This window comes from Natronomonas sp. (assembly GCF_028274965.1).
Taxonomy (GTDB): Archaea; Halobacteriota; Halobacteria; order Halobacteriales; family Haloarculaceae; genus Natronomonas.
The window spans coordinates 1-25,878 of sequence record NZ_JAQCNO010000071.1; the positions used below are offsets into that span (position 1 = coordinate 1).

General features: G+C 67.1%; 25 protein-coding genes and 1 tRNA gene. 11 read left to right on the forward strand and 15 right to left on the reverse strand.

The genetic code is table 11. The annotated features are described in order from the left end of the window. On the forward strand, positions 1-519 hold a 519-nt coding region (locus tag Q0916_RS11265; RefSeq protein ID WP_299237366.1), incomplete at its 5' end, for a phosphate acyltransferase. Here the strand turns inward: Q0916_RS11265 and Q0916_RS11270 are convergent. Both Q0916_RS11270 and Q0916_RS11275 read right to left on the reverse strand, forming a co-directional pair. Continuing rightward, the gene (locus Q0916_RS11270; protein ID WP_349254530.1) at positions 473-943 is read right to left on the reverse strand and encodes a PAS domain S-box protein; all 471 of its coding nucleotides are present in this window, start codon (positions 941-943) and stop codon (positions 473-475) included. The two genes, Q0916_RS11265 and Q0916_RS11270, sit on opposite strands and share 47 nt — an antisense overlap. A 167-nt stretch (positions 944-1,110) precedes the next feature. Continuing rightward, positions 1,111-2,556, reverse strand: coding sequence for a replication factor C large subunit (locus Q0916_RS11275; protein WP_299237367.1), 1,446 nt, complete (start codon positions 2,554-2,556; stop codon positions 1,111-1,113). A 155-nt stretch (positions 2,557-2,711) separates the two neighbouring features. Between Q0916_RS11275 and larC the strand changes: the two genes are divergently transcribed. Next, positions 2,712-3,938 carry a nickel pincer cofactor biosynthesis protein LarC gene (gene larC, locus Q0916_RS11280; protein ID WP_299237369.1) on the forward strand — a complete coding sequence of 409 codons (1,227 nt, stop codon included), beginning with the start codon at positions 2,712-2,714 and terminating at the stop codon, positions 3,936-3,938. Between the two features lie 45 nt (positions 3,939-3,983). Here larC and Q0916_RS11285 read toward each other — a convergent pair whose 3' ends face one another. Together Q0916_RS11285 and Q0916_RS11290 are read right to left on the reverse strand one after the other, a co-directional pair. Further along, positions 3,984-5,606, reverse strand: a complete 1,623-nt coding sequence (locus Q0916_RS11285; RefSeq protein ID WP_299237370.1) for a gamma-glutamyltransferase family protein — start codon at positions 5,604-5,606, stop codon at positions 3,984-3,986. 78 nt (positions 5,607-5,684) lie between these two features. Beyond that, positions 5,685-6,965, reverse strand: coding sequence for an adenosylhomocysteinase (locus Q0916_RS11290; RefSeq protein WP_299237371.1), 1,281 nt, complete (start codon positions 6,963-6,965; stop codon positions 5,685-5,687). A 147-nt stretch (positions 6,966-7,112) separates the two neighbouring features. Between Q0916_RS11290 and Q0916_RS11295 the strand changes: the two genes are divergently transcribed. Continuing rightward, positions 7,113-7,256, forward strand: a complete 144-nt coding sequence (locus Q0916_RS11295) for a hypothetical protein (RefSeq protein WP_299237372.1) — start codon at positions 7,113-7,115, stop codon at positions 7,254-7,256. Positions 7,257-7,292: 36 nt separating this feature from the next. Here Q0916_RS11295 and Q0916_RS11300 read toward each other — a convergent pair whose 3' ends face one another. The 3 genes from Q0916_RS11300 to Q0916_RS11310 all read right to left on the reverse strand — a co-directional run bounded on the left by Q0916_RS11300 (position 7,293) and on the right by Q0916_RS11310 (position 10,374). Then, positions 7,293-8,591: an amidohydrolase gene (locus tag Q0916_RS11300; RefSeq protein ID WP_299237373.1), complete on the reverse strand. Its 1,299-nt coding sequence runs from the start codon at positions 8,589-8,591 to the stop codon at positions 7,293-7,295. An 85-nt stretch (positions 8,592-8,676) separates the two neighbouring features. Continuing rightward, a complete protein-coding gene (locus tag Q0916_RS11305) occupies positions 8,677-8,946 on the reverse strand; it encodes an HAH_0734 family protein (protein WP_299237374.1) in 270 nt (89 codons plus the stop codon). 66 nt (positions 8,947-9,012) lie between these two features. Continuing rightward, a complete protein-coding gene (locus tag Q0916_RS11310) occupies positions 9,013-10,374 on the reverse strand; it encodes a metallophosphoesterase (protein ID WP_299237375.1) in 1,362 nt (453 codons plus the stop codon). 171 nt (positions 10,375-10,545) lie between these two features. Between Q0916_RS11310 and Q0916_RS11315 the strand changes: the two genes are divergently transcribed. The 7 genes from Q0916_RS11315 to Q0916_RS11345 all read left to right on the forward strand — a co-directional run bounded on the left by Q0916_RS11315 (position 10,546) and on the right by Q0916_RS11345 (position 13,989). Next, positions 10,546-10,827, forward strand: a complete 282-nt coding sequence (locus Q0916_RS11315) for a 50S ribosomal protein L44e (protein ID WP_299237376.1) — start codon at positions 10,546-10,548, stop codon at positions 10,825-10,827. 2 nt (positions 10,828-10,829) lie between these two features. Next, entirely contained in the window at positions 10,830-11,003 is a 174-nt protein-coding gene (locus Q0916_RS11320; protein ID WP_299237377.1) for a 30S ribosomal protein S27e, read from the forward strand. Between the two features lie 59 nt (positions 11,004-11,062). Beyond that, on the forward strand, positions 11,063-11,863 hold the full coding sequence (locus Q0916_RS11325) for a translation initiation factor IF-2 subunit alpha (RefSeq protein WP_299237378.1): 801 nt from the start codon (positions 11,063-11,065) through the stop codon (positions 11,861-11,863). 5 nt (positions 11,864-11,868) lie between these two features. Continuing rightward, on the forward strand, positions 11,869-12,045 hold the full coding sequence (locus tag Q0916_RS11330; RefSeq protein ID WP_299237379.1) for an RNA-protein complex protein Nop10: 177 nt from the start codon (positions 11,869-11,871) through the stop codon (positions 12,043-12,045). Between the two features lie 55 nt (positions 12,046-12,100). After that, on the forward strand, positions 12,101-12,850 hold the full coding sequence (locus Q0916_RS11335) for a proteasome assembly chaperone family protein (protein ID WP_299237380.1): 750 nt from the start codon (positions 12,101-12,103) through the stop codon (positions 12,848-12,850). Further along, positions 12,847-13,077 (forward strand): hypothetical protein, encoded by a 231-nt coding sequence (locus Q0916_RS11340; RefSeq protein ID WP_299237381.1) that lies wholly within the window; start codon positions 12,847-12,849, stop codon positions 13,075-13,077. Before Q0916_RS11335 ends, Q0916_RS11340 begins: the two co-directional genes overlap by 4 nt. Positions 13,078-13,152: 75 nt before the next feature. After that, positions 13,153-13,989: a 2,3,4,5-tetrahydropyridine-2,6-dicarboxylate N-succinyltransferase gene (locus tag Q0916_RS11345; protein WP_299237382.1), complete on the forward strand. Its 837-nt coding sequence runs from the start codon at positions 13,153-13,155 to the stop codon at positions 13,987-13,989. A 4-nt stretch (positions 13,990-13,993) separates the two neighbouring features. Here Q0916_RS11345 and Q0916_RS11350 read toward each other — a convergent pair whose 3' ends face one another. The 4 genes from Q0916_RS11350 to Q0916_RS11365 all read right to left on the reverse strand — a co-directional run bounded on the left by Q0916_RS11350 (position 13,994) and on the right by Q0916_RS11365 (position 15,754). Then, positions 13,994-14,368, reverse strand: a complete 375-nt coding sequence (locus tag Q0916_RS11350; protein WP_299237383.1) for a hypothetical protein — start codon at positions 14,366-14,368, stop codon at positions 13,994-13,996. 334 nt (positions 14,369-14,702) lie between these two features. Next, positions 14,703-14,775: transfer RNA gene (locus Q0916_RS11355), tRNA-Gln, on the reverse strand. Positions 14,776-14,834: 59 nt separating this feature from the next. Then, positions 14,835-15,272, reverse strand: coding sequence for a metal-dependent transcriptional regulator (locus Q0916_RS11360; RefSeq protein ID WP_299237384.1), 438 nt, complete (start codon positions 15,270-15,272; stop codon positions 14,835-14,837). Then, a complete protein-coding gene (locus Q0916_RS11365) occupies positions 15,269-15,754 on the reverse strand; it encodes a ferritin-like domain-containing protein (RefSeq protein WP_299237385.1) in 486 nt (161 codons plus the stop codon). Before Q0916_RS11365 ends, Q0916_RS11360 begins: the two co-directional genes overlap by 4 nt. Positions 15,755-15,873: 119 nt before the next feature. Between Q0916_RS11365 and Q0916_RS11370 the strand changes: the two genes are divergently transcribed. Further along, positions 15,874-16,866: a hypothetical protein gene (locus tag Q0916_RS11370; RefSeq protein WP_299237386.1), complete on the forward strand. Its 993-nt coding sequence runs from the start codon at positions 15,874-15,876 to the stop codon at positions 16,864-16,866. A 34-nt stretch (positions 16,867-16,900) separates the two neighbouring features. On the opposite strand, the gene sufD is transcribed toward Q0916_RS11370, so the two are convergent. The 4 genes from sufD to Q0916_RS11390 form a co-directional block, all read right to left on the reverse strand. After that, positions 16,901-18,118, reverse strand: a complete 1,218-nt coding sequence (sufD, locus tag Q0916_RS11375; RefSeq protein ID WP_299237387.1) for a Fe-S cluster assembly protein SufD — start codon at positions 18,116-18,118, stop codon at positions 16,901-16,903. Between the two features lies 1 nt (position 18,119). Next, positions 18,120-19,544 carry a Fe-S cluster assembly protein SufB gene (gene sufB, locus Q0916_RS11380; RefSeq protein WP_299237388.1) on the reverse strand — a complete coding sequence of 475 codons (1,425 nt, stop codon included), beginning with the start codon at positions 19,542-19,544 and terminating at the stop codon, positions 18,120-18,122. A gap of 51 nt (positions 19,545-19,595) precedes the next feature. Beyond that, entirely contained in the window at positions 19,596-20,504 is a 909-nt protein-coding gene (locus Q0916_RS11385; protein WP_299237389.1) for an ABC transporter ATP-binding protein, read from the reverse strand. Between the two features lie 123 nt (positions 20,505-20,627). Then, a complete protein-coding gene (locus tag Q0916_RS11390; protein ID WP_299237390.1) occupies positions 20,628-25,865 on the reverse strand; it encodes a DNA polymerase domain-containing protein in 5,238 nt (1,745 codons plus the stop codon). Positions 25,866-25,878: the final 13 nt, after the last annotated feature.

The following is a 25,878-nucleotide window of genomic DNA, read 5'->3' on the forward strand; positions in this document are numbered from 1 at the left end:
ACCTTTAAAAACCGCGTCATCTTCGTCGCCGACGCCACCGTCAACCAGGCCCCCGACGAGGACGTCCTGACGGAGGTGACGAAACAGACGGCCGAGTTGGCGCGTCGGTTCAACGTCGAACCGCGGGCGGCGCTGTTGTCGTACTCGGACTTCGGCAGCGTCACCAACGACGGCACCCGCAAACCGCGAGAAGCCGCCCGCCGCCTGCGAGAGGATCCAACCGTCACCTTCCCCGTCGACGGCGAAATGCAGGCCGACACCGCCGTCGTCGAGGAAATGCTCCAAGGCACCTACGACTTCTCGGCGCTGGACGAACCGGCCAACGTCTTAGTGTTTCCGAACCTCGAAGCCGGCAACATCGCCTATAAACTCCTCCAACGACTCGGCGGCGCCGACGCCATCGGCCCCATGCTCGTCGGCATGGACAAACCCGTCCACGTCCTCCAACGCGGCGACGAGGTCAAAGACATCGTCAACCTCGCAAGCGTCGCCGTCGTCGACGCGCAGTCGGGGGAGTGAACCGGCGCCGCACATAGTGGCGGAACGGCGGTCGAGTTGACCGAAACGTTTGTAATCGCTTTCGCCGAAGCGCGGAGCGGATCGATACGTGTCGGAACGCGATACCGAAGGCGTCGTGGTCGTTCCGGGGGAACTGTCCGAACCCGACCGGATAGCGGCCGAACTCGGCGTGGCGGTCCGGACGGTGTCGGACGTCGGGTCGGTCACTCCGGGGAGCGGGGACGCGGCGCTCGCCGGTGTCGAGGTACCGGCCGACGGCGGCGTGGTGCTCGCTGCGGAACCGCTCCGGCATGATCGTCGTGAGCGACTCGCCGATCAGCTCCTCGGGCCCGTAGCCGAGCACCCGCTCGACTGACTCGTTGGGGTAGAGGATCCGGCTGCTCTCGTCGATCGAAACGATCGCGTCGGAGCTGTTTTCGACCAGACTCCGGAAGAGCTCGGTCCCTGGACGATCGCGTCGAGCCCCGGCGTGTCGGCGCTTTCGTTTTCCGGTCGGTCGGACGACCCCATCGGTGCCGTATGTCGACCGGTTCTACTAATAACCGTTAGACGGGCGGGTCCGCGGGACCGCCTTGACAGGCGGACGGGCGTTCACATGAACTCGGAGAGTCCGGCCTGGCTGTCGTCGGCGTCCGCGCTCCGGTCGGGGGGGTCCCCCTCACCGCTCTCGTTTTCCCTGTCGCTCTCGCGTTCGCGCTCGCTCTCGTTTTCGGTTCCGTCTCCAGCCTCGGATCCGGCGTCTTCGGTCGTCCCGTCGGCGGCCGGGGCGAAGGCTCCCCCGGAGTGTTCGACCGCGTCGGCTTCGAGCCGCTCGTCGGCCTCCTCGACGATCCCCTGGACCTTGTTCGTCGTCTTTCCGGAGCCGGTGATAAACGAGACGTGCTCGGCTTCCAGGTCGTAGCGGGCGACCATCCGGACGGTCAGCTCCCGGTTCCGGCAGTGGTGGGTCATCACCGAGAGGTACGGCATGATCTCCCGGCGGGCGGTGGCGGTCGAGACGCCCGCCCGCTCTGCGATCCGCTCTGCGACGTAGTCCCGCGTCGAGTCCCGCGAGGAGCGGTACGGCGCGCCGCCGTACCGCGTCCAGCCGCCCCGCTCGGTCCGCCTGACGGCGGCGACGCCGGCGGCGACGTTGTCGGTCGCGTACCGCCAGTAGCCGTAGTTCTGCGTCGCCCGCACCCGCCCGAGCCACACGTCGGCGTTCGAGAGGTGCTCGTACGCGTCGGCCAGCTCCGCGCCGTCGTACACCTTCGGCACCTTGTCCTCGACCCACCGCAGCAGGTCGTCCGGCGTCTCGTCGGTCGCGTAGGCGGTCGATAGGGCCTCCTCGGCGGACTCGTCTTTGAGCACCGCGTCGAGAAACGAGAAGACATCCTGCGTCCTGTCGCGCTCGCCCTCGCTGCCCTCGGCGGCGATCGCGCCGTTTCGCTCCCGCGATTGGAGGTCCTTGATCGCGCCGCGGAGGTCGCCGCGGTTCGACTCGGCGATCCCCGTCAGGACGCTCTCCTCGAACTCGACGCCCTCCTGGCGGCAGATGTCGCGCAGGACGGGGACGATCGACCGCGGGGAGACGTCCCGGAACTCGATCTCCCGGCAGGCGTTGCGGAGCCCCCGCGACATCTCGTAGTAGTCGTTCGCGATGAGGACGATCGGCTGCGTCGCGCGCTTGACGAGATCGGTCATCGCCGCCGCCCCGCCGCGGTCCCGGTGGCGATGGAGGTTGTCGGCCTCGTCAAGGACGATCAGCTGTCGGCCGCCGGCGAGCGTCGCGTTGGCGGCGGCCCGCCCGGCGAAGCGCTCGATCTCGTCTTTCGTGCGGCTGTTCGAGGCGTTCATCTCGAGGGTCGGCCACCCCATGTCGTTGGCGAGCGCGTGGGCGGCCGAGGTCTTGCCGACGCCCGGCGAGCCGTGGAGGACGACCGCCTCGCCGTGTTCGTCCCACGTCTCGGCCCACTCCGCGAAGGCGTCCCGGGCCTTGTCGTTGCCGCGGACCTCCGACAGCGTCGTCGGGCGGTACCGCTCGGTCCAGTCTACCATCGTCCCCCCGCGGCGCGGGCGACGGCCGTCGGTCCGGTCGCTGTGCGGATCATCGTTCCTACCGTCCGTCGGGGTGCCGAGGACAAAAACGGCGGTGGTCGAGGGCGCTCGGGGCGACCGCGCCCTTTTTCGCCGCGGGGTACCGAGCCACCGGTATGCGAACGCTCGCTTTCGACGGCCGCACCGGCGCGAGCGGTGATATGATTCTCGGTGCGCTGCTCGCGGCCGGCGGCGAACGCGGCGTACTCGCGGCGGTCGAGGACGCCCTCGGCGTCGAGTACCGCGTCGGCGAAGCGACAAAAAACGGCCTCAGCGCGACGACGGTCGACATCCGTCGCGCCGACGGCGGGGCCGATCGGGCGGAGGGCGGGGCGAGCAGGACGTACGCCGAGTGTCAGGAGATCGTCGACGACATGTCGCTTTCGGCGTCCGTCGAGGGCGACGCGAAGGCGATCCTCGAGTCGCTCGGGCGGGCGGAGGCCCGCGTCCACGGGACCGCACTCGACGACACGCACTTTCACGAGGTCGGAGCCGACGACGCCATCGCCGACATCGTCGGGGCGGCGCTGTTGGTCGAGGACCTCGGCGTCGATCGGGTCGTGACGACGCCCGTGTCCGCGGGCGGCGGCGAGGTGTCGATGAGCCACGGCGTCTATCCGGTCCCGACGCCGGCGGTCGGCTACCTCGCAAGCGGGGCCTCCTGGGCGCTTTCGGGGGGGCCGATCGACGCCGAGTTGCTGACGCCGACCGGCGCCGCGGTGCTCGCACACCTCGCGGAGGGCGTCGCCTCGACGCCGCCGCTGTCGGTCGGTTCGGTCGGCTACGGCGCCGGCGACAGATCCTTCCAGAAGCGGCCGAACGTCCTCAAGGCGACCGTCGGATCCTCCTCGGGTCGCCTCCGCAAGGAGGGGGTCCGGGTCTTGGAGACGAACGTCGACGACGTGACCCCGGAGGTGCTCGGCGGGCTCCAAGAGCGCCTCTCGGAGGCCGGCGCGCGCGACGTGACCGTCGTTCCGACGACGATGAAAAAGTCCCGTCCGGGACACCTCATAAAGGTCGTCGTCAGGCCGGCTGACGTAGACGAGGTCGCAACGCGTCTGGCGACCGAGACCGGGACCCTCGGGGTCCGCGAGACGGCGGTCGAGCACCGCTGGGTCGCGAACAGAACCGTCGAGACGGTCGCCGTTGCCGTCGACGGCGACGCCCACGAGGTCGGCGTGAAGGTTGCGACCGACGACGCCGGGGACGTGTACGATGTCAGCGCCGAGTACGACGACGCGGCGGCCGTGGCCGAACGGACGGGCGTTCCGATCCGCGAGGTGATGCGCCGCGCGGAGACGGCGTACCGGAGCCGCGAGGGGATCGACGACCGCTGCCGCTGACGTCGGGGCGGACGGCGCTTGGCGCTCGGGGTCGCGCCGCCGGGATCAGAACGTCGCGACGGTCCCGTCCTTTCGCGGTTCGGTCGCCCCCGAGAGCGTTCCGTCGTCGTTGCGGACGATCTGCGCCCCGCCGAACGCCCCGGGCGACAGCACCTCGAGGTCGTGACCGCGACGGAGGAGACCGTGTTTGACCGTCGTATCGAGCCGTGCCTCGACCGCCAGCCGCCCGGACTCCCGGTAGCGCCACCGCGGCGCGTCGAGGGCGCGCTGAAGCGCCGCGCCGTCGTCGAGCAGGCGGACGAGCGTCTGGAGGTGCCCCTGTGGCTGCATGTACCCGCCCATGACGCCGAATGCGGACCAGTCCGCCTCGCCGCGTTCGAGCACGCCGGGGATGAGCGTGTGAAACGGCCGCTTTTCTGGTTCGAGCCGGTTCGGATGGGCGCGCTCGAGCGAGAACGAGGCCCCGCGGTTCTGGAGTGCGATCCCCGTCTCGCCGGCGACGAGCCCGCTTCCGAAGCCCGCAAACCGGGAGTTGATGTAGGAGACGACGTTGCCCGCGTCGTCGCCGACGCACAGCAGGACGGTGTCGGCGTCCTCGGCGTTCGAGTCGGGGACGCCGAAGGACACCTCGGCGGCCGTCTCACCGACGGTCGCCGCGCGCTTTTTTGCCCACGCCCGGGAGGAAAGCGGTGGGACCGACTCGAAGGCCGGGTCGGTGATGTAGCGGTGGCCGTCGTGGAAGGCCCGCTTCATCGCCTCGACGAGGTAGTGCATCCGGGCGGCCGAGCCGTGGGCGTACGACGAGGCGTCGAGCTCCTCGGCGACGGCGAGCGCCTCGAGCGCGATCAGCCCCTGGTTGTTCGGCGGGAGTTCGTACACCGTGGCGTCGCCGTACTCGACGGAGATCGGCTCGGGGTACTCGACCTCGAAGCCCGCGAGGTCCTCCGCGGTCAGGAGTCCGCCCGCCCGCTGGACCTCCTCGACGATCGCGTCGGCGATGTAGCCTTCGTAGACAACATCGGCGCCCTCCTCGGCGACGGCCTCAAGCGACTCGCCGAGCCGCTGTAGGTGAACCGTCTCGCCGGGGGCCGGGGCGCGGTCGCCCCCGAGGAGGTACGCCGAGCGCGCGTGGTCGGTCTCGAAGAGCGTCTCGGCCTGCGTCCAGGCGTCGGCGACGACCTCCGTGACCGGGTAGCCCTCGGTCGCGTACTCGATGGCGGGTTCGAGGACGTCGGCCAGCGAGAGCCGCCCGAACTCCTCGACGGTCGCCTCCCAGCCCCGCGCCGTCCCGGGGACGGTCACGGTGTGTGGCCCCCGCATCGGCATCGAGACGGACTCGCGGGAGAGCCCCCGGTCGTCGGCGATCGCCTCCCGGACGCGTTCGCGCGTCGCGGCGCTCGGCGCGCCGCCGCAGGCCCGCATCGCACCGACCTCGCCGTCGGCGCTGTGGTACAGCATGAACGCGTCGCCGCCGAGCCCCGTCGACGTGGGTTCGGTGACGTTCAGCGCCGCGGCCGTCGCGACCGCCGCGTCAAACGCGTTGCCGCCGTCCCGGAGCGTCCGGACGCCGGCCTGCGCCGCGAGGGGCTGGCTGGTTGCGACCGCGCCGTTGGGCGCGTAGACGGTCGAGCGCCGCGACCCGAAGGCGTCGACAGCGTGATTCTCCATGCCGGTCGGTGGGGCGGCGGTTACAAAGGGTTACGGAGAATCGAGGAGAAAGCCTCGCGCTTCAGCGCGGGGAGGATGTCACGTCCCGTGTTGCCAGCTTCCCATGTACTCGATCTGTTCGTCGCTCAACGCGTCGATCTCGACGCCCTCGGCGGCGAGTTTGATCTCGGCGACCTCCTCGTCGAGCGCGTCGGGGACGTCGTGGACCCCCGGGCCGTACGCGCCGCCGTTCTCGACCATCTCCCGGACGCAGACCGCCTGGATCCCGAAGCTCTGGTCCATCACCTCGACGGGGTGTCCGAGCGCGACCGGGGCGGCGAGGTTGACGAGACGGCCGTCGGCGAGGACGTTGATCCGGCGCCCGTCGGCCATCTCGAACTCCTCGATGCCGTCCCGGACCGCCCGCCGCGAGACGGCCATGTCGTCGAGGCCGTCGAGGTCGATCTCGACGTTGAAATGCCCGGCGTTGGCGAGGACGACGCCGTCGTCCATCCGCTCGAAGTGCTCGCCGACGATGACGTCGCGGTTGCCCGTCGTCGTGATGAAGACGTCGCCCTTCTCGGCGGCCTCGGCCATCGGGCAGACCTCGTAGCCCTCCATGTGCGCCTCGAGGGCGCTTCGGGGTTCGACCTCGGTGACGATGACGTGTGCGTTCTGGCCCTTGGCCTTCTTCGCGACGCCCTTCCCGCAGTACCCGTAGCCGGCGACGACGACGTTCTTGCCGGCAAACGAGAGGTTCGTCGTCATCGCGATGCTCGACAGCGACGCCTCGCCGGTGCCGTGGACGTTGTCGAAGAGCCGCTTCATCGGCGTGTCGTTGACCGCGAACATCGGATAGCGCAACGCGCCGTCGTCGTCCATCGCGCGCAGGCGGTGGACGCCGGTCGTCGTCTCCTCGCACCCGCCGCGGATCGAGTCGATGAGCTCGGGGTGCTCGTCGTGGATCGCCATCACGAGGTCGCCGCCGTCGTCGACGGTGACGCTCGGCGCGTGATCGAGCGTCGCCTCGATCGCGGCGTAGTACTCCTCGTCGTCGACGCCGCGCTCGGCGTAGGAGGTGATCGCCGGGTCGGCATCAAGAGCGGCGCTCACGTCGTCGTGCGTCGAGAGGGGGTTACAGCCGGTGATCGCGACCTCGGCGCCCGCCTCCGCGAGGACCTCCGTCAGCACGGCGGTCTTCGCCTCGACGTGCATCGCCATGGCGACCGTCTCGCCGGCGAGCGGCCGCTCGTCGCCGAACCGCTCGGCAATGGCGGTCATGATCGGCATGTGCTGGCGCGCCCAGTCGATCTTTCTGCGCCCGGATTCGCGGGCCTCGGCCGGGTCGTCGAGTCGCTCGGTTATCGTCGGGTGGCTCATACTGCTCTAGAGGGCCGACGCCGGGAAAACGCTACCGACGCGGCCCGAGGCGTTCGGGGCGATCGCCTCCGGGGAGGCTTCGGGCCCTCTGCGTCCGGCGCGCCCGGAGGCGACAGGCGTTTGTCCGTTAGGGTGGTAGCGACCGGTATGGTCGTCTGTCCCGACTGCGACGAGGAGACCGAAAAGCGCATGGCGATCATCGAGCCCTCCGAGATCGAGGCGCCGCGGGAGTACTGTCTCACCTGCGAGAAGTTCCTCGACGAGGACGCCCGGGAACCGTCGGGCGAGTGACGCGCCGACCGGGGCGGGTCGGGGCGGGATGTGGGCCTACCCGCCGGTCTCGGCGCGGTCGATCAGCGCCGACGCGCGCCGCTCGGCCTCGGCCCTGACGGCCGCCTCGTCGAGCGTCCGCACCGTCCGGTCGCGAACGACGATCTCGCCGCCGACGACGGTGTCCCGGACGTCGGAGCCGCGGACGGCGTACGCGAGATGGCTGATCGGGTCGTGGGCGGGCGTGAGGTGGGGTTCGGCGAGATCGACGACGGCGAGGTCGGCCAGCGCGCCGACCGCGATCCGGCCGGCGTCGAAGCCGAGGACCTCAGCACCGCCGGCCGTCGCCGCCCTGACGGCGTCGGGCGCCGAGACGGCCGCCGCGTCGCCGGCTTCGAGTTTGCCGACCATCGCCGCGTCCCGGAGCTCGTCAAACGCGTCGAGGTCGTTGTTCGAGGCCGCCCCGTCGGTGCCGATGCCGACGGTCACGCCCGCATCAAGCATCTCTTGGACCGGCGCGATCCCGCTCGCGAGTTTCATGTTCGACGCCGGGCAGTGTGCGACGCCAACGTCGCGCTCGGCGAGCAGTTCGATCTCCGCGCGGTCGACGTGGACGCCGTGGGCGATGAAGTCGCCCGGTTCGAGCGCCCCGAGGTCAGCGGCGTGCTCAAGGGGCCTGACGCCGTGGTCGGCGACGATCGGCTCGACCTCGGCGGGCGTCTCGTTGGCGTGGTAGTGCAGCGGAACGCCCGCCTCGCGGGCGCGGGGGACGAACTCCCGGAGGAGTTCGTCGTCGACGGTCGTCAGCGAGTGCGGCATCAGCGCCGTCTCGATCCGGCCCTCGGCCGCGCCGTCGAACTCGCGCGCAACGGCGAGGCCCTCCTCAAAGTCGGCCCTCGCGTCGGGCTCGTCCTTGCCGACGGTGACGACCCCGTGGCCGATCCGGGCGCGGAGCCCGGAGGCCTCGATGGCGGCCGCGACCGTCGGCACCTCGAAGTACATGTCGGCGAAGGCGGTCACGCCGTTGCGCAGCAGTTCGACGGCTCCGAGGCGGGCGCCGGCGGCGATGTCGGCCGGTTCGAGGGCCGCCTCGACGGGCCAGATGTCCTCCTCGAGCCACGGCCCGAGGGGCTTGTCGTCGGCGTACCCGCGCAGGAGCGTCATCGCGACGTGACAGTGGGGGTTGACCAGCCCCGGGACGACCAGACAGCCGGAGGCGTCGAGGACCTCGTCGCCGGCGGCGGTGTCGCCGAGTTCGACGATCCGGCCCGTCTCGCGGTCGGCCAACACGTCCGCCTCGGCGACGGTCATGTCCGGGCGAAGCACCGCTCCGTCGGTCACCTGTAGCGTGCTCATGGGCCGGCGTTAGACGGGGCGGGGATTGAAACCCCCGATCGCTCGACTGAGGCCCGGAGGCGTCGACGGGGGACGCTCGGAGGACTCAGGCCGTCGCCGGATCGCCCTTCGCTTTGCGCACGGTCAGGTCCTCGGCGTCGACGCTGTCGGTCCGGAGCCGCATCGGGACGAACTCCCGCCGCTCGAACGCCTCGCGTTCGTCCGCCGTCCCGATCGTACACCACAGCTGGACCCGGTCGGGACCGTGGAACTCGCCCTGCCGGGAGATGCCGAAACAGACGTACTCCTCGCCGTCGTACTCGATGACCGCGCCCTTCCTGATGCCGGGGTCCCCGCGGACGATGAGCTTCCGCATACGCCGCGTTCGATCGAACCGCGCTTAAGCGCTTCGGCGCGGGAACGGCGACGCGGAGACGGCCGATCATTCCGTCGGTTCGGCCGCGACCGCCGCGTCGGGGTCGTGGCTCGGTGCGCCCGTCAGGACCGCCCGGTCGGGAAGTTCGACGTCGGGCTCGCGGCCGACGGTAAAGAGCCGCTCGGTGAGGGTGAGCTCCTCGGTCGCCGGGCTCGGCTTGTCGACCGCCTCGTACTCGACGGCGACGCCGCCGGTCTCCGCGTCGGAGGCGATACGGACGGTACAGAGCTGATAGGAGGGGTAAAACACCGGCGGGAGGATCCCGATGATCCCGTCGCGGCGGTGGAGCCGCTTGAGCCACGTCCCGGTGTTGACCAACAGGCCGCCGTCGACGCGCTGCATCCGCGGTCGGTGGGTGTGTCCGTAACAGAACACCGCCGTCTCCGGGCGCTTCTCGAAGACGTCCCGCGCCGCTTCGACGTACGGTTCCTCGGTGTCGACGGTGAGGCTGGTCTCGAAGACCCCGAAGCGGTCGACGGTTTTTCTGACGTCCCGGCGGAGGAAGTACAGCGGGATCCCGACGAGAACGAGGAGGCCGGCGACGGCGACGTTGATTGCGAGGAGGAACCACGCCGCCGTTCCGGCGACGCCGAACCGGCCCAGAAAGGCCGTCGTCCGGTCGACCGGCACCGACCAGATCCCGACGATATCGAGGCCGACGAGGACGGCGAGGATCGCACTGACGTTGAACAACAACAGGAACGGAACGAGCGCGTAGCGCAACAGCGGGTTCATCTCCCGGTAGAAGTACTTCGAGCCGAGCCAGACGGGCATCCGTTCGGTCGGCGTGACCGCCTGAACGTCCTTGAGCCAGTTGAACCGCCCGCGATCGGAGAGCTTGCCGGCGCGGCTGGTGACAAGCGTGTTGTAGTAGTACCCCAGCGGCGTCGCGTGTTTGTTCCCCCAGTCGGCGATCCGGTTGTTCGGGTCCTGTTGGTGGCCGTGCTCGAAGTGTATCGTCCGGTCGCCGACGCGCCGCCGCACCGACTGCGCCTGGACGAGATCGACGTTGTACTCGGCGAAGCGCTCGACGTACTCGTCGTACGCGGCGAGCTCGTGGTCGTGGTTGCCCGGGATCATCGTGATCGGCACCGACTCGCCGGTCGCCCGGAGCTGTGCGAACAGCTCCGGGTACGTCTCTGTGAGCACGTCGAACTTCTCTGTCCCGTCGACCGTCGTGAACTCCCAGAGCCCGAACGCGTCGCCGTTGATCACGAGTTCGGCGTTCTCGTCGGTCCGTTCTATCCGCTCGAGAAAGCCGAGCAGTTCGTCGAGGAAATCGACGATCTCGAGCTGTTCGTCGCCCCCGATGTGGAGATCGCTGATGACGTAATAAACGCGGTCGACGTTGCCGTCACCGTCTTCCATTGTCCCGCCTACCGGTGTGGACGGATAAAGGTCTGTCCTCCCGACGGGCGGAACGGATCGCGGCGCTCCCGGGGGCGAGGACGGAAGCGGCGACAGAGGCGGGGGGCAAGAGCGGGGACGGGGGAGAAACCAAACCGGTTTTAACCCGCGACGCGCTATCCGACGGTATCTATGGAGATGCCACGCCGGTTCAACACGTACTGCCCGCACTGTCACACGCACCACGAACACGAGGTCGAGAAGGTCCGGACGGGCCGTTCCTCGGGGACGAAGTGGGACGCCCGGCGGACGCGCCGCGGGAAGGCGGTCATCGGGAACGCCGGCCGGTTCTCGAAGGTGCCGGGCGGCGACAAGCCGACGAAAAAGACCGATCTGAAGTACCGCTGTAACGAGTGCGGGAAGGCCCACCTCCGCGAGGGGTGGCGGGCCGGTCGGCTCACCTTCCAGGAGTAACCATGGCGGGAGATTTCATCCGCGTTCGCTGTGAGGACTGTGAGAACGAGCAGGTGCTGTTCGGGAAGGCGGCCGGCGAGGTCGGCTGTGCGGTCTGTGGCTCGACGCTCGCGACGCCGGCCGGCGGCGAGGCGGAACTCCACGGCGACGTCCTCGAAGTCGTCGAAGCGCGGTAGAACGAACCCCGGCGGGCGACAACGGTGGTTTTATTCTCGTCAGACGGCTATCGGTAGGTATGAAATACAGCGGCTGGCCCACGCCGGGCGAACTCGTCGTCGGTCGCGTCGACGAGATCGAGGACTTCGGGGTCTTCGTCGACCTCGAGGAGTACGAGGACAAACGCGGGCTGGTCCACGTCAGCGAGGTCGCGTCGGGGTGGATCAAGAACGTCCGCGATCACGTCAACACCGACCAGATGGTCGTCTGTAAGGTCATCGAGGTCGACGAGAGCGCCCAGCAGGTCGACCTCTCGATCAAGGACGTCAACGACCACCAGCGATCGGACAAGGTCCAAGAGTGGAAGAACGAGCAGAAGGCCGACAAGTGGATGGAGATCGCCTTCGGCGAGGACGTCGCCGACGACGACTTCCGCAGGGTCGCGAACGAACTCATCGAGGCCCACGGGTCGCTCTATACCGGCTTCGAGCAGGCGGCGATCCACGGCCCCGAGGCCCTCGAGGGGACCGACCTCTCCGACGAGGAGACCGACGCGATCGTCGAGACCGCACGCGAGAACGTCTCCGTTCCGTACGTCACGGTGACGGGGTATGTCGATCTCGAGGCCGGCGGCGGCGAGGGCGTCGAGGCCGTCCGGGAGGCGCTCGCGGCCGCCGAGGGCAACGGCGAGGTGCCCGAGGAGATCGACCTCGAGGTCACGTACGTCGGCGCGCCGGAGTACCGCATCCGGGTGCAGGCGCCGAACTACAAGGCCGCCGAGTCCCAACTCGAGGCGAGCGCCGACCGCGCCCGCCAGGCGATCGAAACCGCCGGCGGCTCCGGGGCGTTCCACCGCGAGCGCCGGACAGACGAGGAGTAACAGGAGTGGCGAGATCCGACATCCGCGTCTGCTCGGCGTGGCGGGCCGAGCACGAACGCCCGGTGTACACGCTGTCGGCGGCGTGTCCCGAGTGCGGCGCGGACGCCGAAAACAGCGCGCCGGCCCCGTTCAGTCCGGCGGATCCCTACGGGGCGTACCGCCGCCGCGCCAGGCGGCGGTGACCGGCGGGGCCGCGTACCGCCGCGCTCTTAAGTCGGTAGCCGCCCACTGCACCGTATGGACGAGTTCGACATCGAGCGGCCGGCCGACCCGGACCTCGACGACCCCGTGTTGATCGAGGGGCTGCCCGGCGTCGGCCACGTGGGGAAACTCGCGGCAGAGCACCTCTGTAGTGAGTTCGACACGGAGTTGGTGCGGCGCGTCTACTCCGAGCACTTCCCGCCGCAGGTGACCGTCGAGGACGGCCGCACACAACTCGCCTGCATCGAGGTGTACGCCGTCCGCGAGGCGGAGCGGGACCTCCTCGTGTTGACCGGCGACCACCAGGCCGGCGACGGGCCGGGGCACTACCGCGTGACCGACGCGATACTCGACATCGCCGCCGGCTTCGACGTCGATCGGATCTACGCCCTCGGCGGCGTCCCGACCGGCGAACTCGTCGAGGACCCGGCGGTCATCGGCGCGGCGACGACGGACGCGCTCGTCGAGAGCCTCGAGGCCGACGGCGTCGCGTTCCGGGAGAACGAGCCGGCCGGCGGCATCGTCGGCGTCTCCGGGCTCTTGCTCGGTCTCGGCGAGCGGCGGGGGTACGAGGCCGCCTGTCTGATGGGCGAAACGAGCGGGTACCTCGTGGACCCGAAGAGCGCGCGCGCCGTCCTGGAGGTCATCGAGGCGGCGACATCGGTCGAGGTCGGGTACGAGTCGCTGTCGGAGCGCGCCGAGGAGATGGAGGAGGTCATAAAGCGCATCAGACGGATGGAACAGGGGACGACGCCGAGCGAGGAGGACCTCAGATACATCGGATGACCCGGACACCGATCACCGACGACGTCGTCGAACAGCTGTGTGACGTCCTTGAGGCCGGGCTCTTGGACGACGAGCACAACTACATCGGCGCGGGGTTCGCGGCCCGGGACCTCGGGCACGACGAACTCGCCGAGTTCGTCCGGGAGGCCGACGCGGCGACGTACCACGAGGCACTCGAGCGGGCCAGGGCCCGAAAGAGCGAGGGCGACTCGCGCCCCTCCGAGTGAGGGCGGCCGGCGGCGGCTCGGCTCTCCGGGGGCGTTTCAACAGAGCCAAGTCCCTCGTTTCCGTCCGTCGAACACATGAGCGTGCTCCGCGACGACATCGAGAGGCTGCAGCGCCGCTACGACGACGGACTGACCGCCGACGCGGCCGGCGAGGCCGAGCGCGCGGTTCTCGAGGACTTCCTCGAAGCCCTCGAAGCCGGGGAGATCCGCGCGGCCGAAAAGCGCAACGGCGAGTGGGTGGCCAACGGCTGGGTGAAACAGGGGATCCTCCTGAACTTCGGGCTCCGGAACATCCGGACGCACACCCACGGCGGCGTCGACTACCACGACGTGTTGCCGCTCAGACCGACCGGCGACCTCCCGGATCGGGGGACGAGAAACACGCCGGACGGGACTGTCATCCGGCGGGGCGCCTACGTCGGCGGCGACGCGATTCTGATGAGTCCGGCGTTCGTCAACATCGGCGCACACGTCGGCGACGGCACGCTCGTCGACTCCTGCGATACGGTCGGGTCGGCGGCGCAGATCGGCGAGAACGTCAAACTGGGCGCGAACACGCTCGTCGGCGGCGTGCTCGAACCCGTCGAGGCCGCCCCGGTCGTGATCGAGGACGACGTCTCGCTCGGGGCCGGCTGTCGGGTGACGAGCGGGTTCGTCGTCGGCGAGGGCAGCGTCGTCGGCGAGAACACGCTGTTGACGCCCCGGATCCCCGTCTACGATCTGGTCGACGAGGAGGTCCTCTACGGCGAACTCCCGCCCGAACGGCGGGCGTTCAGCCGGTTCGTTGAATCGAGCGTCGGCGATCACGACCTCTTCGACGGCGGGGCCTACAAGCCGGCCGTCGTCGCGACGGACGTCGAGGAGAAGACCTTGGAAGCGACCGAACGGGAGGACGCCCTCCGGGACAACTGAACCGTCAGTTCTCCTCTTCGTGGTCGTCGCTGGCGTCGGCACCGGTATCGCTATCGACGCCGCCATCTTCCCCGTCGTCGGCGTCGTCTCCGTCGGCGTCGTCCTCGTGGGTCGTTTCGATCTCCACGGGGTCGTCGGCCGCGTCCTCCGCGTCGCGTTTCGCGTCGGCCGAGGCGTAGCCGGCGAGGTATCCGGCGGTCCCCCAGACGAGACCGTTGACGCCGGCGCCGATCGGGCCGGCGGCGGCACCCAACACCGAGCCGACGAACCCGGTCGCCGTCGCCGTCCGCCTGGCGGCTTCCTCTGGGTCGTCAGCACAGAGCGAACACGCATCGGCTCCGAACTCGTGGTCGTGATCGTGGTCGTGGTCGTGATCCATACCGTTCTGTTATGTCCGAAGCAACGAAATTCTTGTCCCCGCCGGGCGCCGGCTTCGACGCGTCCGGTCGTTCGCCGCCCGACGATGCGAGAGGAGGGCGCCGCTTGTGGTCTCGGTGACGACAGAAGTAGTCCCGGGCGGATTCGAACCGCGAAGGCTCGAATCCGCTCGTCCTCTGGGCTCGAATCCACTGGACGTGTTCGCCGCTCGCGGAATTGCTCGCGGCAGAGGTAGTCCCGGGCGGATTCGAACCGCGAAGGCTCGAATCCTCTCGCCTTCTGGGCCCGAATCCGCTGGACGTATTTGTCGCTCGCGGTATTGCTCGCGGCAGAGGTAGTCCCGGGCGGATTCGAACCGCCGTCAACGGCTCCAAAGGCCGTTATGATTGGCCACTACACCACGGGACTGCACTCGCCAGTACACCCTTCCGGCACAATAGGTTTTCCGTCCGTCTCGGCTCGGGCGCTCAGTCGGCCGGTTCGGAGTGCGCCTCGAGTTCGAGCAGCTCGCAGGCGTCGGTTTCGGCGTCGAAGCAGTCCGGACAGCACTCCTTGCGGTCGATGATCGTGTCGAGCCGCTCGGCGACCGTCTCGTCGATGACGCTCTCGAGTTGCCGTGCTTCGGTCTGGAACTCCTCGACCTCGAGGACCTCGAAGAGAAACCGCTCGATGATGCAGTACGTCTGGAGGGCGTCGCGGGCCCGGGAGATGCCCTCGTCCGTCAGGGAGACGCCCTTGTACTTCTCGTGGTCGGCGAGCCCGCGCGCCTCGAGTTTGCCGATCATCTCGTTGGCGCTGGCGGGGCTGACGCCGAGGTTGTCGGCGATGTCACCGGTCGATGCCGGGGCGTCGGTCTCGTCCTGAACGAGGTAGATCGTCTTGAGGTATTGTGCCTGTGTATTCATCGTCGTCGCTCCATGAGTTCGGTCACGTCCTCGACGCCGTCGCGCTCGTCGGTGCGGATCTCACGCAGCACGTCGAGCAGTCGCTCGCGGTCGATGCTGAACCGGACGTCGGAGCCATCGATGGCGGTGATCAGGTCGTCGTAGAACTTGTACGCGGTCTCCTCGTTGCACAACTGGTCGTACAGGACGCCGTCGAAGTCCGTGTCGGATTCATACCGGGCGGCGACGAGCGTCTCGATCTCCTCGTACGCGACCGGATCGGCGTCGAGCCCGCCGACGAGCGCCTCGAGTCGGCGACGGTGTTCGCCGGACTCCTCGGCGGCGTCCTCGAGGAGCACGGCGATGTCGGGGTCGAGCTCGTCGTCGCCGAGCGCCTCGTAGTGTTTGTGAGAGCGGGCCTCGACGACCTCCTCCAGCACCATCCCGATCTGGAGCAGCCGCGCGAGTTGGTGGTCCGACGTCACCGACTGGGTGAGACTCACCGCCTCACCCCGCCGTCCGCGGGACGTCTATCGGGCATACTCATCGTTCGGCACCGCGGCATATTAAGGGGTTCCCCTCGGCACGCCGTTTTTTGTCCGCTCCCGACGAGTCGGGACCCATGTCAGACGACGAGCCGGCAAACCGGATGCGCGAGCGCTCGACACAGAGTACCGTCGCGCTGTATCTCCTCTTGGACGCCGACCGTCGGTACGTCACGGCCGGTATCGTCGCGTTGGTCTTTTTCGCCCTCGTCGGCGTCTCGCTCGCGGTTCCCGGTGCCGGCGTTGCGCTTCGGTCGTCCGACTCGGTCGATACCGCGTTCCAGGCGCTCATCGGTGGCACGATCACCGGCGTCACGCTCGTGCTCACGCTGAACCAGTTGGTGCTATCGCAGGAACTCGGTGCCGTCGGCGACCAGCGCGAACGGATGGACGGCGCGATCGCGTTCCAGGAGGCCGTCCGGGACCTCGTGGGTGAGACACCACCGGCGGAGCCCTCGGGATTTCTACAGGCGATGATCGACGAAACAGCCGACCGCGCGAGGGCGGTCAGCGAGTCGGGGCCCCTCGAGGAGGCCCTCGAGGCGATGGTCGAGGGGACCGTCGAGAACGCCGAAGTCGTCCACGAGCGGCTGGACGGTGCCGACTTCGGCGAGTTCGAGGTCGTCCGCGCGGCGCTCGATTTCAACTACTCGTGGAAGCTCCACGTCACACGGCGGTCCCTCGACGATGGTGACTGCTCGGCGGCGACCCGCGAGTCGCTGGCGGCGCTCGCGGAGTCTCTGCGGCTGTTCGGCCCGGCCCGCGAGCACTTCAAGACGCTCTACTTCCAGTCGGAGCTCATCGGCCTCTCGCGGACCGTTCTGTACGCCGCCGTGCCCTCCCTCGCCGCGGCCATCAGCGTGGTTTTCTTTTTCGACGCCGAGCGGTACACCGGCACGATTCTGGCCGTCGATACCGGCGTCTGGCTCGTCAGCGCCGCGGTCGCCGTCGCCGTCTTGCCGTTCGCCGTCCTCCTCGCGTACGTGCTCCGCATCGCGACGGTGACGAAACGAACCCTCTCTATCGGCCCGTTCATCCTCCGTGAGACCGATCGGGACACCGGCCGCTGAGGGGTGCGATCGGACGAAAAGGGGAACCGGCGCGCTATTCGCGGGCCTGTAGCCGGTCTTGGATCCGGCTCCGCAGGTCCTCGCGGAGTTCCTCGACCTCGATCTCCTCGAAGACGGGAACGTAGAAGCCCTCGACGAGCATGTTCCGGGCCAACCGGTCGCTGAGACACCGGGAGGTCATGTAAAACATGTCCGTCTCCGAGACCTGCCCGACGGTCGCGCTGTGGGAGGCCTCGGTGTCGTGGTTGTTGATGATGAGCTTCGGCGAGGCGTCGGCCTCGCTCTCGTCGGACAGCATAAGCGTGTTCTCGCGCTGGTAGGAACTCGTGTTCCAGGCGTCGGCGCCGACGTGCTGGACGCCCTCGTACACCGACCGCGCGACGTCGTCGATGACCCCGCGCGTAACGAGGTCCGCGGTCGTGTGCTCGGCGTTGTGCCACACGCGGGCGTCGACGTCGAAGTGCTGGTCGTCGTGCCCGTAGAACGCGCCGACGATCTTCGACTCCGAGGAGTCGCCGTTGAGGTGACTCTCGACGGAGGCCTTGCTCAACTGTGACCCGAGGTTGCACTCGATCCAGTTCGCGGAGGCGTAGGTGCCGACGTCGGCCTCGCGCAGCGAGTAGACGTACGTCGACTCGTCGAGGTCCTGGAGGTTCCCGAACTGCACGTAGCTGTTCTCGCCGGCGGCGACCTCGGTGATGCCGCTGTAGTACCGGTTGCCGTCGATCTCCTCGCCGGTCTCCTGCCGTTCGAGGATCGTCACCGACGAGGACTTCTCGGCGACGACGAGGGTGTAGTTGAACAGCGACCGGGAGTTCATCGTCGTCCGGATCGTCACGTCCTCGGCGTCGACGCCCTCGGGGACGTAGACGACCGTCCCGGTGGTGAAAAGCGCCGTCGACAGCGCCGTCAGGTAGTTCGTTTCGGGGTCGACGACGCTCCCGAAGTGCTCCTCGAGGAGTTCGCCGTGTTCGGCCACCGCCTCGGCGAACGGGAGGACGTCGATGCCCTCGGAGCCGATCTGGTCTTTCGTCTCGGCGGCCGCGAGCGGGTCGACGAGCCCCTCGTAGTCGAGTTCCTCGAGGTTCGTCCACGTCCGACCGGGCGTGCGGATCACGTCCGGGAACTCGAGTCCATCGAGCGCGTCGAGCGCCTCGAGACGGGTCTCCAACAGCCACTCGGGCTCGTCGAGCTCCTCGGAGATCTGTCGGACCGTCGCCTCGTCGATGGACGCGTGTACCTGCGTGGACATGTTACCCGAGCGAGCCCTCCATCTCGAGTTCGATGAGCCGGTTGAGTTCGACCGCGTACTCGATCGGCAGCTCCTCGGTGATCGGCTCGATGAACCCGGCGACGATCATCTGTTTCGCGTCGTCGTCGTCCAGCCCCCGCGACTGGAGGTAGAAGATGTCCTCGTCGCCGATCTTGCCGACCGTCGCCTCGTGGGCCACGTCGACCTTCGACTCCTCGATCTCCATGTACGGCATCGTATCGGAGGTCGAGTCGTTGTCGAACATCAGCGCGTCACACTCGACGGCGGTCGAGGAGTCCTCGGCCCCGTCGGCGATGTGGATGAGCCCGCGGTAGTTCGTCCGGCCGCCGTCCTTCGAGATGGACTTCGACTCGACGGTGGACTTCGTGTTCGGCGCGTTGTGATAGACCTTCGCGCCGGTGTCGATGTCTTGGCCCTCGCCGGCGAAGGCGATGGTGATGTGGTTGTCCGTCGCGCCGGGGCCCTTCAGGATCGTCGAGGGGTACAGCATCGTCGCCTTCGAGCCCATCGATCCCGAGACCCACTCCATGGTGGCGTCCTTCTCGGCGATCGCGCGCTTCGTGTTGAGGTTGTAGGTGTTCTTCGACCAGTTCTGGACGGTGGAGTACTGGACGTGAGCCCCCTCCTTGACGAACACCTCGACGCCGCCGGAGTGGAGGTTGAACGCGGAGTACTTCGGGGCCGAACAGCCCTCGATATAGTGGACCTCGGAGTTCTCCTCGGCGATGATGAGCGTGTGTTCGAACTGGCCCATCCCCTCGGAGTTCATCCGGAAGTACGCCTGAACGGGCATGTCGACCGTCGTGTCCTCGGGAACGTACACGAACGACCCGCCGGACCAGATCGCGCCGTGGAGCGCGGCGAACTTGTTGTCGGACGGGGGGACGGCCTTCGTCATGAAGTACTCCTTGAGGATCTCCTCGTGCTCCTGGACGGCCTTGTCCATGTCACAGAAGATGACGCCTTTGTCCTCCCAGCGCTCCTGCATGTTCTGGTAGACGATCTCGGACTCGTACTGCGCGCCGACGCCCGAGAGGGCGTTCTTCTCGGCCTCCGGAATGCCGAGTTTGTCGAAGGTGTCCTGGATCTCCTCGGGGAGGTCCTCCCAGTTTTCGGCCCCGCCGCGGGTCTCGATGTCGGGGCGAATGTAGGGAACGATCTCGTTCAGGTCGACCTCGGAGAGGTCGGGCTGGCCGGGCCAGTCCGGCATCGGCATCTGCTGGAACTGCTCGAGCGCGCGGAGGCGCCGTTCGAGCATCCACTCGGGTTCGTCCTTGTCCTCGGAGATGACTCGGATCGTCTCCTCCGTGAGGCCCTTTTCAGTCTGGAACGCGGAGGCCTCCTCCTTTTTGAATTCGAATCTGGCTTCGGTGTCGGTCTCTTGGATGTGTTCTTCGGAACTCATTGTGTGTAGTTACGTTTGGATACGTATAGCGTTTCGTGTAATCGTCAGCGGTTACGCCGCCTCGTAGACTTCCTCGCGGACCCAGTCGTAGCCTTTGTCCTCAAGCTCCTCGGCGAGTTCCGCGCCGCCGCTTTTTGCGATCTTCCCGTCGAGCATCACGTGGACGTGGTCGGGCTCGACGTAATCGAGGACCCGCTGGTAGTGGGTGATCTGGAGGATCCCGGTGCCCTGCTCGTCGCGGAGGGCGTTGATCCCGTTGGAGACGTCCTGGAGCCGGTCGATGTCGAGCCCGGAGTCGATCTCGTCGAGCACCGCGACCGACGGCTCGAGGATGGCGGCCTGCAGGACCTCGTTTTGCTTCTTTTCGCCGCCCGAGAACCCGGCGTTGAGATACCGCTGTGCGAAGGACTCGTCCATGTCGAGCAGCTCCATCTTCTCTTGGAGGACCTGCTGGAACTCGGCGACGCCGACCTCACCCTCGTCGACGTTGCCCTCCATCGGCGAGGTGTCGTAGCCGGCGTCCTCCTCCTCTTCGTCTTCGGCGTCTTCGCCCTCGAAGAGCTCCTCGCGTTCCTCGAGCTTGGCGTTCAGCGCCGTCCGGAGGAAGTTGACCATCGTGACGCCCTCGATCTCGGCGGGGTACTGGAACCCGAGGAAGATGCCGAGCGCGGCGCGTTCGTTCGGCTCGAGTTCCTGGAGGTCCCACGTGAGCTGGTCGTCGTCGACGTCGACGCCCTCGAACTCGTCTTCGTCGATGTGGAGAAGCACCTCGCCGCCCGTTACCTCGTACTCCGGGTGGCCGGCGATTACCTTTGCCGTCGTCGACTTCCCCGAGCCGTTCGGCCCCATCAGGGCGTGGATCTCCCCGGACTCGACCTCGAGGTTGACGCCGTGGAGGATCTCCTCGCCGCCCTCCGTTGCGACCGACGCGTGTAAGTCATTGATCTCTAACGTAGCCATTATATCGTCTACAGCAGTATACCACCGTGACGAACATAATGGTTTCGGGTTCAGCGTTACTTAGCTTCGTAAAGTGAAAAAATATTTTTTCGTGGGTGAAGACACCACGCCCCACGGACGGCCTCAGACGAAGTTTCCGAGCCCCGTCTGTTCCTGCCCGCTTTCGACCTCCTGCCAGGAGATGTCGAGCGCCTCGAGGATGCGGGCGATCGGCCCCTTCAGCGTCTTGTCGAGCATCTTCTCGTAGTCGACCTCGAAGGCGTCGGGGACCTGGTCGTCGAACTCGAAGCAGACGACGTCCGGATCGCGCTTGAACTCGCCGTACAGCGGGTCCCGGGAGGGATCGAGGTCCCGTTCGGCCTCGAGTTCCCTGAAGAAGGCGGGGTGGACCTTCTTCAGGTAGAGCCGCTTCGGCTTCGATCCGCTGGAGAAGTTCGTCCCCAACAGCAGGTTCGCGTACTTCGCCCCCCGGACCTGGGCGGTGTCGGTGTCGTAGTTGTCGAGTTTCTTCCCGATGCCGCCGGGGATGCCGATCTCGTCGTAGCTCACGTCGCCGCGTTTGACCCGCTGGATCACGCCGTGTACGTACTCCTTGATCTCCTCGGGGTCGGTTCCGGTGACGATCATCTCCAGTACCTCCTTTTGTACCTCCTTGGTGATCGGCGCGATGTCCGAGCGCTTGTACTCAAAGCCCGTGATGTCGATGTCGTCGACGTCCTTGCCCTCCTTCCAGATGATGTTGCCGGCGTAGCGCTTCTTCTTGCCGGCCTGGAAGAACCGCCGGTAGAGCTTCTCGAACTCGATCTGAAACCGGTGCGTCTCGGCGTTCAGCCGCTCGGCGAAGGCGTCGTAGGCGTCGTTGATGTGGTCCTCGATCTCGAAGGACTGCGCGATGGCCTCCTCTTTGTCGACCCCCCGTCCAAGCTCCAGCATGACCGAGTCGGTGTCCCCGTACGTGACCTCCTTGTCGAGTTCGCCCGCGGCCGACTCGGTGAACTCGATGACCTCCCGGCCGGTCGCGGTCACGGCCGACCCCATCTCCTTGTCGTAGAGGCGGAACCGGTCCCATCCCAAAACGCCGTATAAGGACTGACCGACGAACTGAAACTTCCCGTTTCGGCCGGCCAACAGCGTATGGTTGTCGGCCACAGTGACACAGTAGACGCCGTCGTCCGCGTTCGTCCGTTCGGCGCTCCGGTGCATTCGAAGGGTGTTCTTCGCGTTTGTCGTGACGTAGATTCGGTACGTATCCGCGTTTTCACCGTAGCTCGCTGTCAGTCCGAGGTGCGCACAGAGCCGTAACACGTCGTCTCGAAGCCGTTCGCTCGTGGTACTGTAGCGCCACGAGTTCGGCTGTCGATCCCCGTCTCCGTCGATGAGCGTCTCCAAGAACGCCTCTCTCTGTGATCGAGAGGCCTCGAAGACCAACTCCGGGATCCGTTTGTTTTCGCTACCGTCGCCGCCGAAATCTTCGAGGAGGTCGCCGAGAAGCGCGGAGGTGAACTGGTGGCACCGGTCGTCGGTGTAGTGGTCGAAGCCCATCCGATCGAGGAGCGCTCCGATCGAGCCGTGCGTGTCGCCGCCGTCGGCCGCGAGGACTTTCTGTGCTATTTTGACGGTTGTGGAAGAGCCGCTCAGTTTCCCGTCGAACTCCGTTTCGGCCGACGTGTACACGCTCCCCTCGGTGATGTACCAGGCCAACAGTTCGAGGAAATCGTCCCCGTCGTACGTCCGGGGGATCCACTTCCGGCCGGACTCGCTGTGGACGTAGCTCCGCTCGCAGACCGACTCGATGTACTCGCGGTGCCTCTCGAACTCCTCGGCGGTGAACACGTAGCCCGTCTGACCGAGGTCGTTCTTGCGGACTCGCCGCGGCGTCCAGCCGAGTTCGGTCGTGAACGTCCGGCCGTGTACCTCCGGGCGAACCCATACCTCGTAGTCACCGTCGACGAGTTCCGTTAGATCGATCTGTTCGAGTTCGGTACCGGTCGGTCCGTCCCAGTCGTGCGGCAGTTCGTAGTTCGTCGCCCGGTCGAGTTCGCCGGCCTCGACGAACCGGTACTCGTCTTCCGTTGTTCCGTTCGTCTCGTTTTTCCGGACGATCATCCGGTGGTTCGGGGTCACGCTGAAGTCGATCTTGCTCGTCTCGATGTCGACTAGCTCGCCGCGGTAGTCCGGGTACTCGTGCGTCTCGACGACGGGTTTGGTCTCCATCTCCATCGTCTCCGGGTCTAACGAATAGACTTCGTCGCCGATACCGAGATCGCGGATGTTTCGGATCCCGGACGGCGTGAGGACGTCCGTGTCCGGGGTGAAACAGTTCATGATCACCTTAACCGCCGACTGCTGTCGGTCGAACGTCTCGTAGACGTCCGTCCCGGGGTCGTGGTCGTTCCGGAGCGATTTCTTTCGTTCGCGCTCCTCGAGCAGCTCGTCGACCATCTTCCGGATCATGCCGTCGGGCTCCTTCCGGAAGTGCGTCCCGTTCGGCGCGACGTACGTCTCGCCGTCGTAGGCGTCGGGATCGACCTTCGTCTCCGGCGACGCGTTGATCGTTACCATGCACATCGGGTAGAGAGATTGGCCGACCCACTGAAGATTCCCGTTCCGCCCTGCGAGCACGACGTGATTGTCTTTCGCGGTGAGACAATGAACCTGCCCGTCGTGGGTTTTTACCGTCGCGTTTGCCTTCTTCATCGAACCCTGTTTACCGATGGAGACGTACCACGTCCCGTCCGGTTGTTTCGAAACAGTCGGTTTCTCCCCACACTGTACTGCGAGGCGAACGATGTCCCGTTTTAGTTGGTCGCTCTTGGTCCAGAATTTCCGGAGGCCGCTATCAGTACGGCTCCCGTCGCCGTCGATCAGCGTCTCTAACAGCACTCGTAGATGACTCGCATCGAGTTCGAACACCCACTCGGGGAGGTGTTTCTCGTCGTATCCGTCTCCGCAGTTATCGAGGAACCAATCATAGAGGGGACGGTTCGAAACGTTGAACCGGTCATCGCCGACGTTATACCTCAATCCCATCCGTTCTAAGAGCGCGCGGATCGCAGCTTGCCCGTTTTCGTCCTGCTGGTGGAGCACGATCCCCGGTGACTCACGAATGAAGCTCCCCTCCGTGACGAACCAGCCCATCAGTTCGAGCCAATCGTCCATACCGAACGCCAGCGGCATCTCGGTGTGGCCCCGATCGTATTTCAGAAAGACCTGATCGGCATGCTGTTCGATACTGTCGCGGTGCTTCCGGTAGACGTCGACCGGGATCAGATACTTACCGGTCTTCGCTTCGGTCGCAGCCAGTCGTGAGGTACCGTTTGCCCGGTCTAACTCAGATTCGACACTAGTGGGCATCGCGGCCCGGAAGCCGGTGAGTCCCTCGTGTGCGTAGACGACAACGCGGCAGTCGTCGATCCTCTCGACGAGTTGGAACTGCTCGCGGGTTGCGCCCGACATCGGTTCGTGATTCGGGAACGCGAACCGCTCTGCGTCAGGGATGTCTCGGTATTCATCGAACCCGTAATCGGATGGCTCGAGCCCATCCCATCCTCGTGTCTTCGAGAGCAGGAATCGGTGGTTTTCTGTCACCTTGAAATCATGTGTGTTCCCTTCGATATGATGTAGTTCCCCGTACTGATTCTCGTACGATTGGGTGTCGACAACCGGTTTTATCTCGCATTCGAAGGTCTCCGGATCGAGCGTGTACACCGGGTCGCCGGTCTCGATCTCCTCGATGTTCCGCACCCCATCCGGCGTCGCCACGTCGGTATCGCCGCTGAAACACTTCAGATCGAGCACTGAGACCATCTCCTTGACGCCGGAGATCGGCTCGAAGACGGCCCCGCCCTCGTACTCCTCGCTTTCCTGTTGGCCCTTCGAGGGGAGCGCGAACTCGCCGTGGATCTCGTGGAGGACGTACATGTCGACCGCATCGCCGGGCGTCGTCGCGTCCTCCAGTTTGCACCCGACGAAGGAGGCGACCTCCTCCCAGAAGGGGATGATCTCCTGTTTGCGATCCAGCTCCACGCACAACTCGACGTCGCGGAGGTTGTACTCGATGAGCCGCTCGGGGTCGTCCTCCCAGAGGTCGCCGATGTCGCCGGGGTAGCGCTCCTTTCCGACCCCCAACTCGGTCTCGCCGACGGCATCGAGCCGGTAGGAATCGAGCTCCGAGAACTGCGTCCGCTGGTACGCATAGAGGAGATCGAAGACGACCCGTCCCTTGATGTTCGGGCCGCCCCACCCGGAGTCCCAGACCTCGTTCACCCGGGAGAGCCGATCGGAGTCGAGGCCGTCGTCGCGCCCCGAGAGGCGGCCGATCCGGTCGATGAGGTAGGGCGCGTCGAAGTCGTCGAAGTTCCAGCCGGTCAGCACGTCCGGGTCGGTCGTTTCGACGTACTCGACGTAGTCGACGAGCATCGCGGCCTCGTCCCCGAAGGTCCGGATGTCGGCCTCAAGGGGGCCCTCGCCGATCGGATCGTACCCCTCGACGACGTCGGGGCCAGGGACGCCCTCGGGGGATTCGTACAGCCAGACGACGTACTCGTCGCGGTAGGAGTCGTGGCTCGTCAGACAGACGATCGTCTCCTCGCCGTCCTCGGGGAAGCCGTGGCGGTCGTCGACCTCGATGTCGAGGGTGTGGACGCGGCTCTCGGCCTCCACGTCGACGGGTTCGATCTCGGCGTGGTGGACCTTCAGGCTCCCGTCCTCGCGGCGCCGTTCGGGGACCCGGATCCCGCTCGTGACGTCCTTGTCGATGAGCAGCCGGTTCGGAAAGAGGATGTCGGCCTCGTAGTGCTCGAAGCGATCGCGGAGGTTGCCGACGTCGCGGGGCGTCTGCCCGAACACCTTGAGGAGTCGTTCGCCGCGGATCGACTCGTAGACGACGAGTTCGTCGGCCGCGCGATCGTCGGCCCCGTCTCCGGCGTCACTCGCCCGGTCCCCGTGCGTCTCGAGTCCGGTCAGGCGGTCGTGTTCCAGGCGCGAATCCACCACGTCGGCCGCGGTGAGCGGATCGGCGGCGTCGGCGGCGAGATCGACGTCGTCGACGGGCGTATAGAAGTACGGCCGGAAGGCGTGGACGCGGACGTGGACGCGCTCGTCGTCGCCGTCGGCGTTCGGCGTCCGCCCGAAGACGTGAACGACGGGGTGCTCGTCGTCGCCGCTGCCCTCGACGGTGTAGTCGACCTGCGTGACCGCGCACTCGACGTGTCCCTCGGCGTCGGGGTAGCGCCGATCGGAAACGTCAACGACCGTCGCGTCGTCGTCATCGGCGCCGGCGACCGCGGCGGCCTCGGCCGCCGGCCGCTCGTCGCCGGTTCCGTCCGCGGCACCGAACTCCCCGAGCGTTCCCTGCTCCATGGCGCGACGGTTG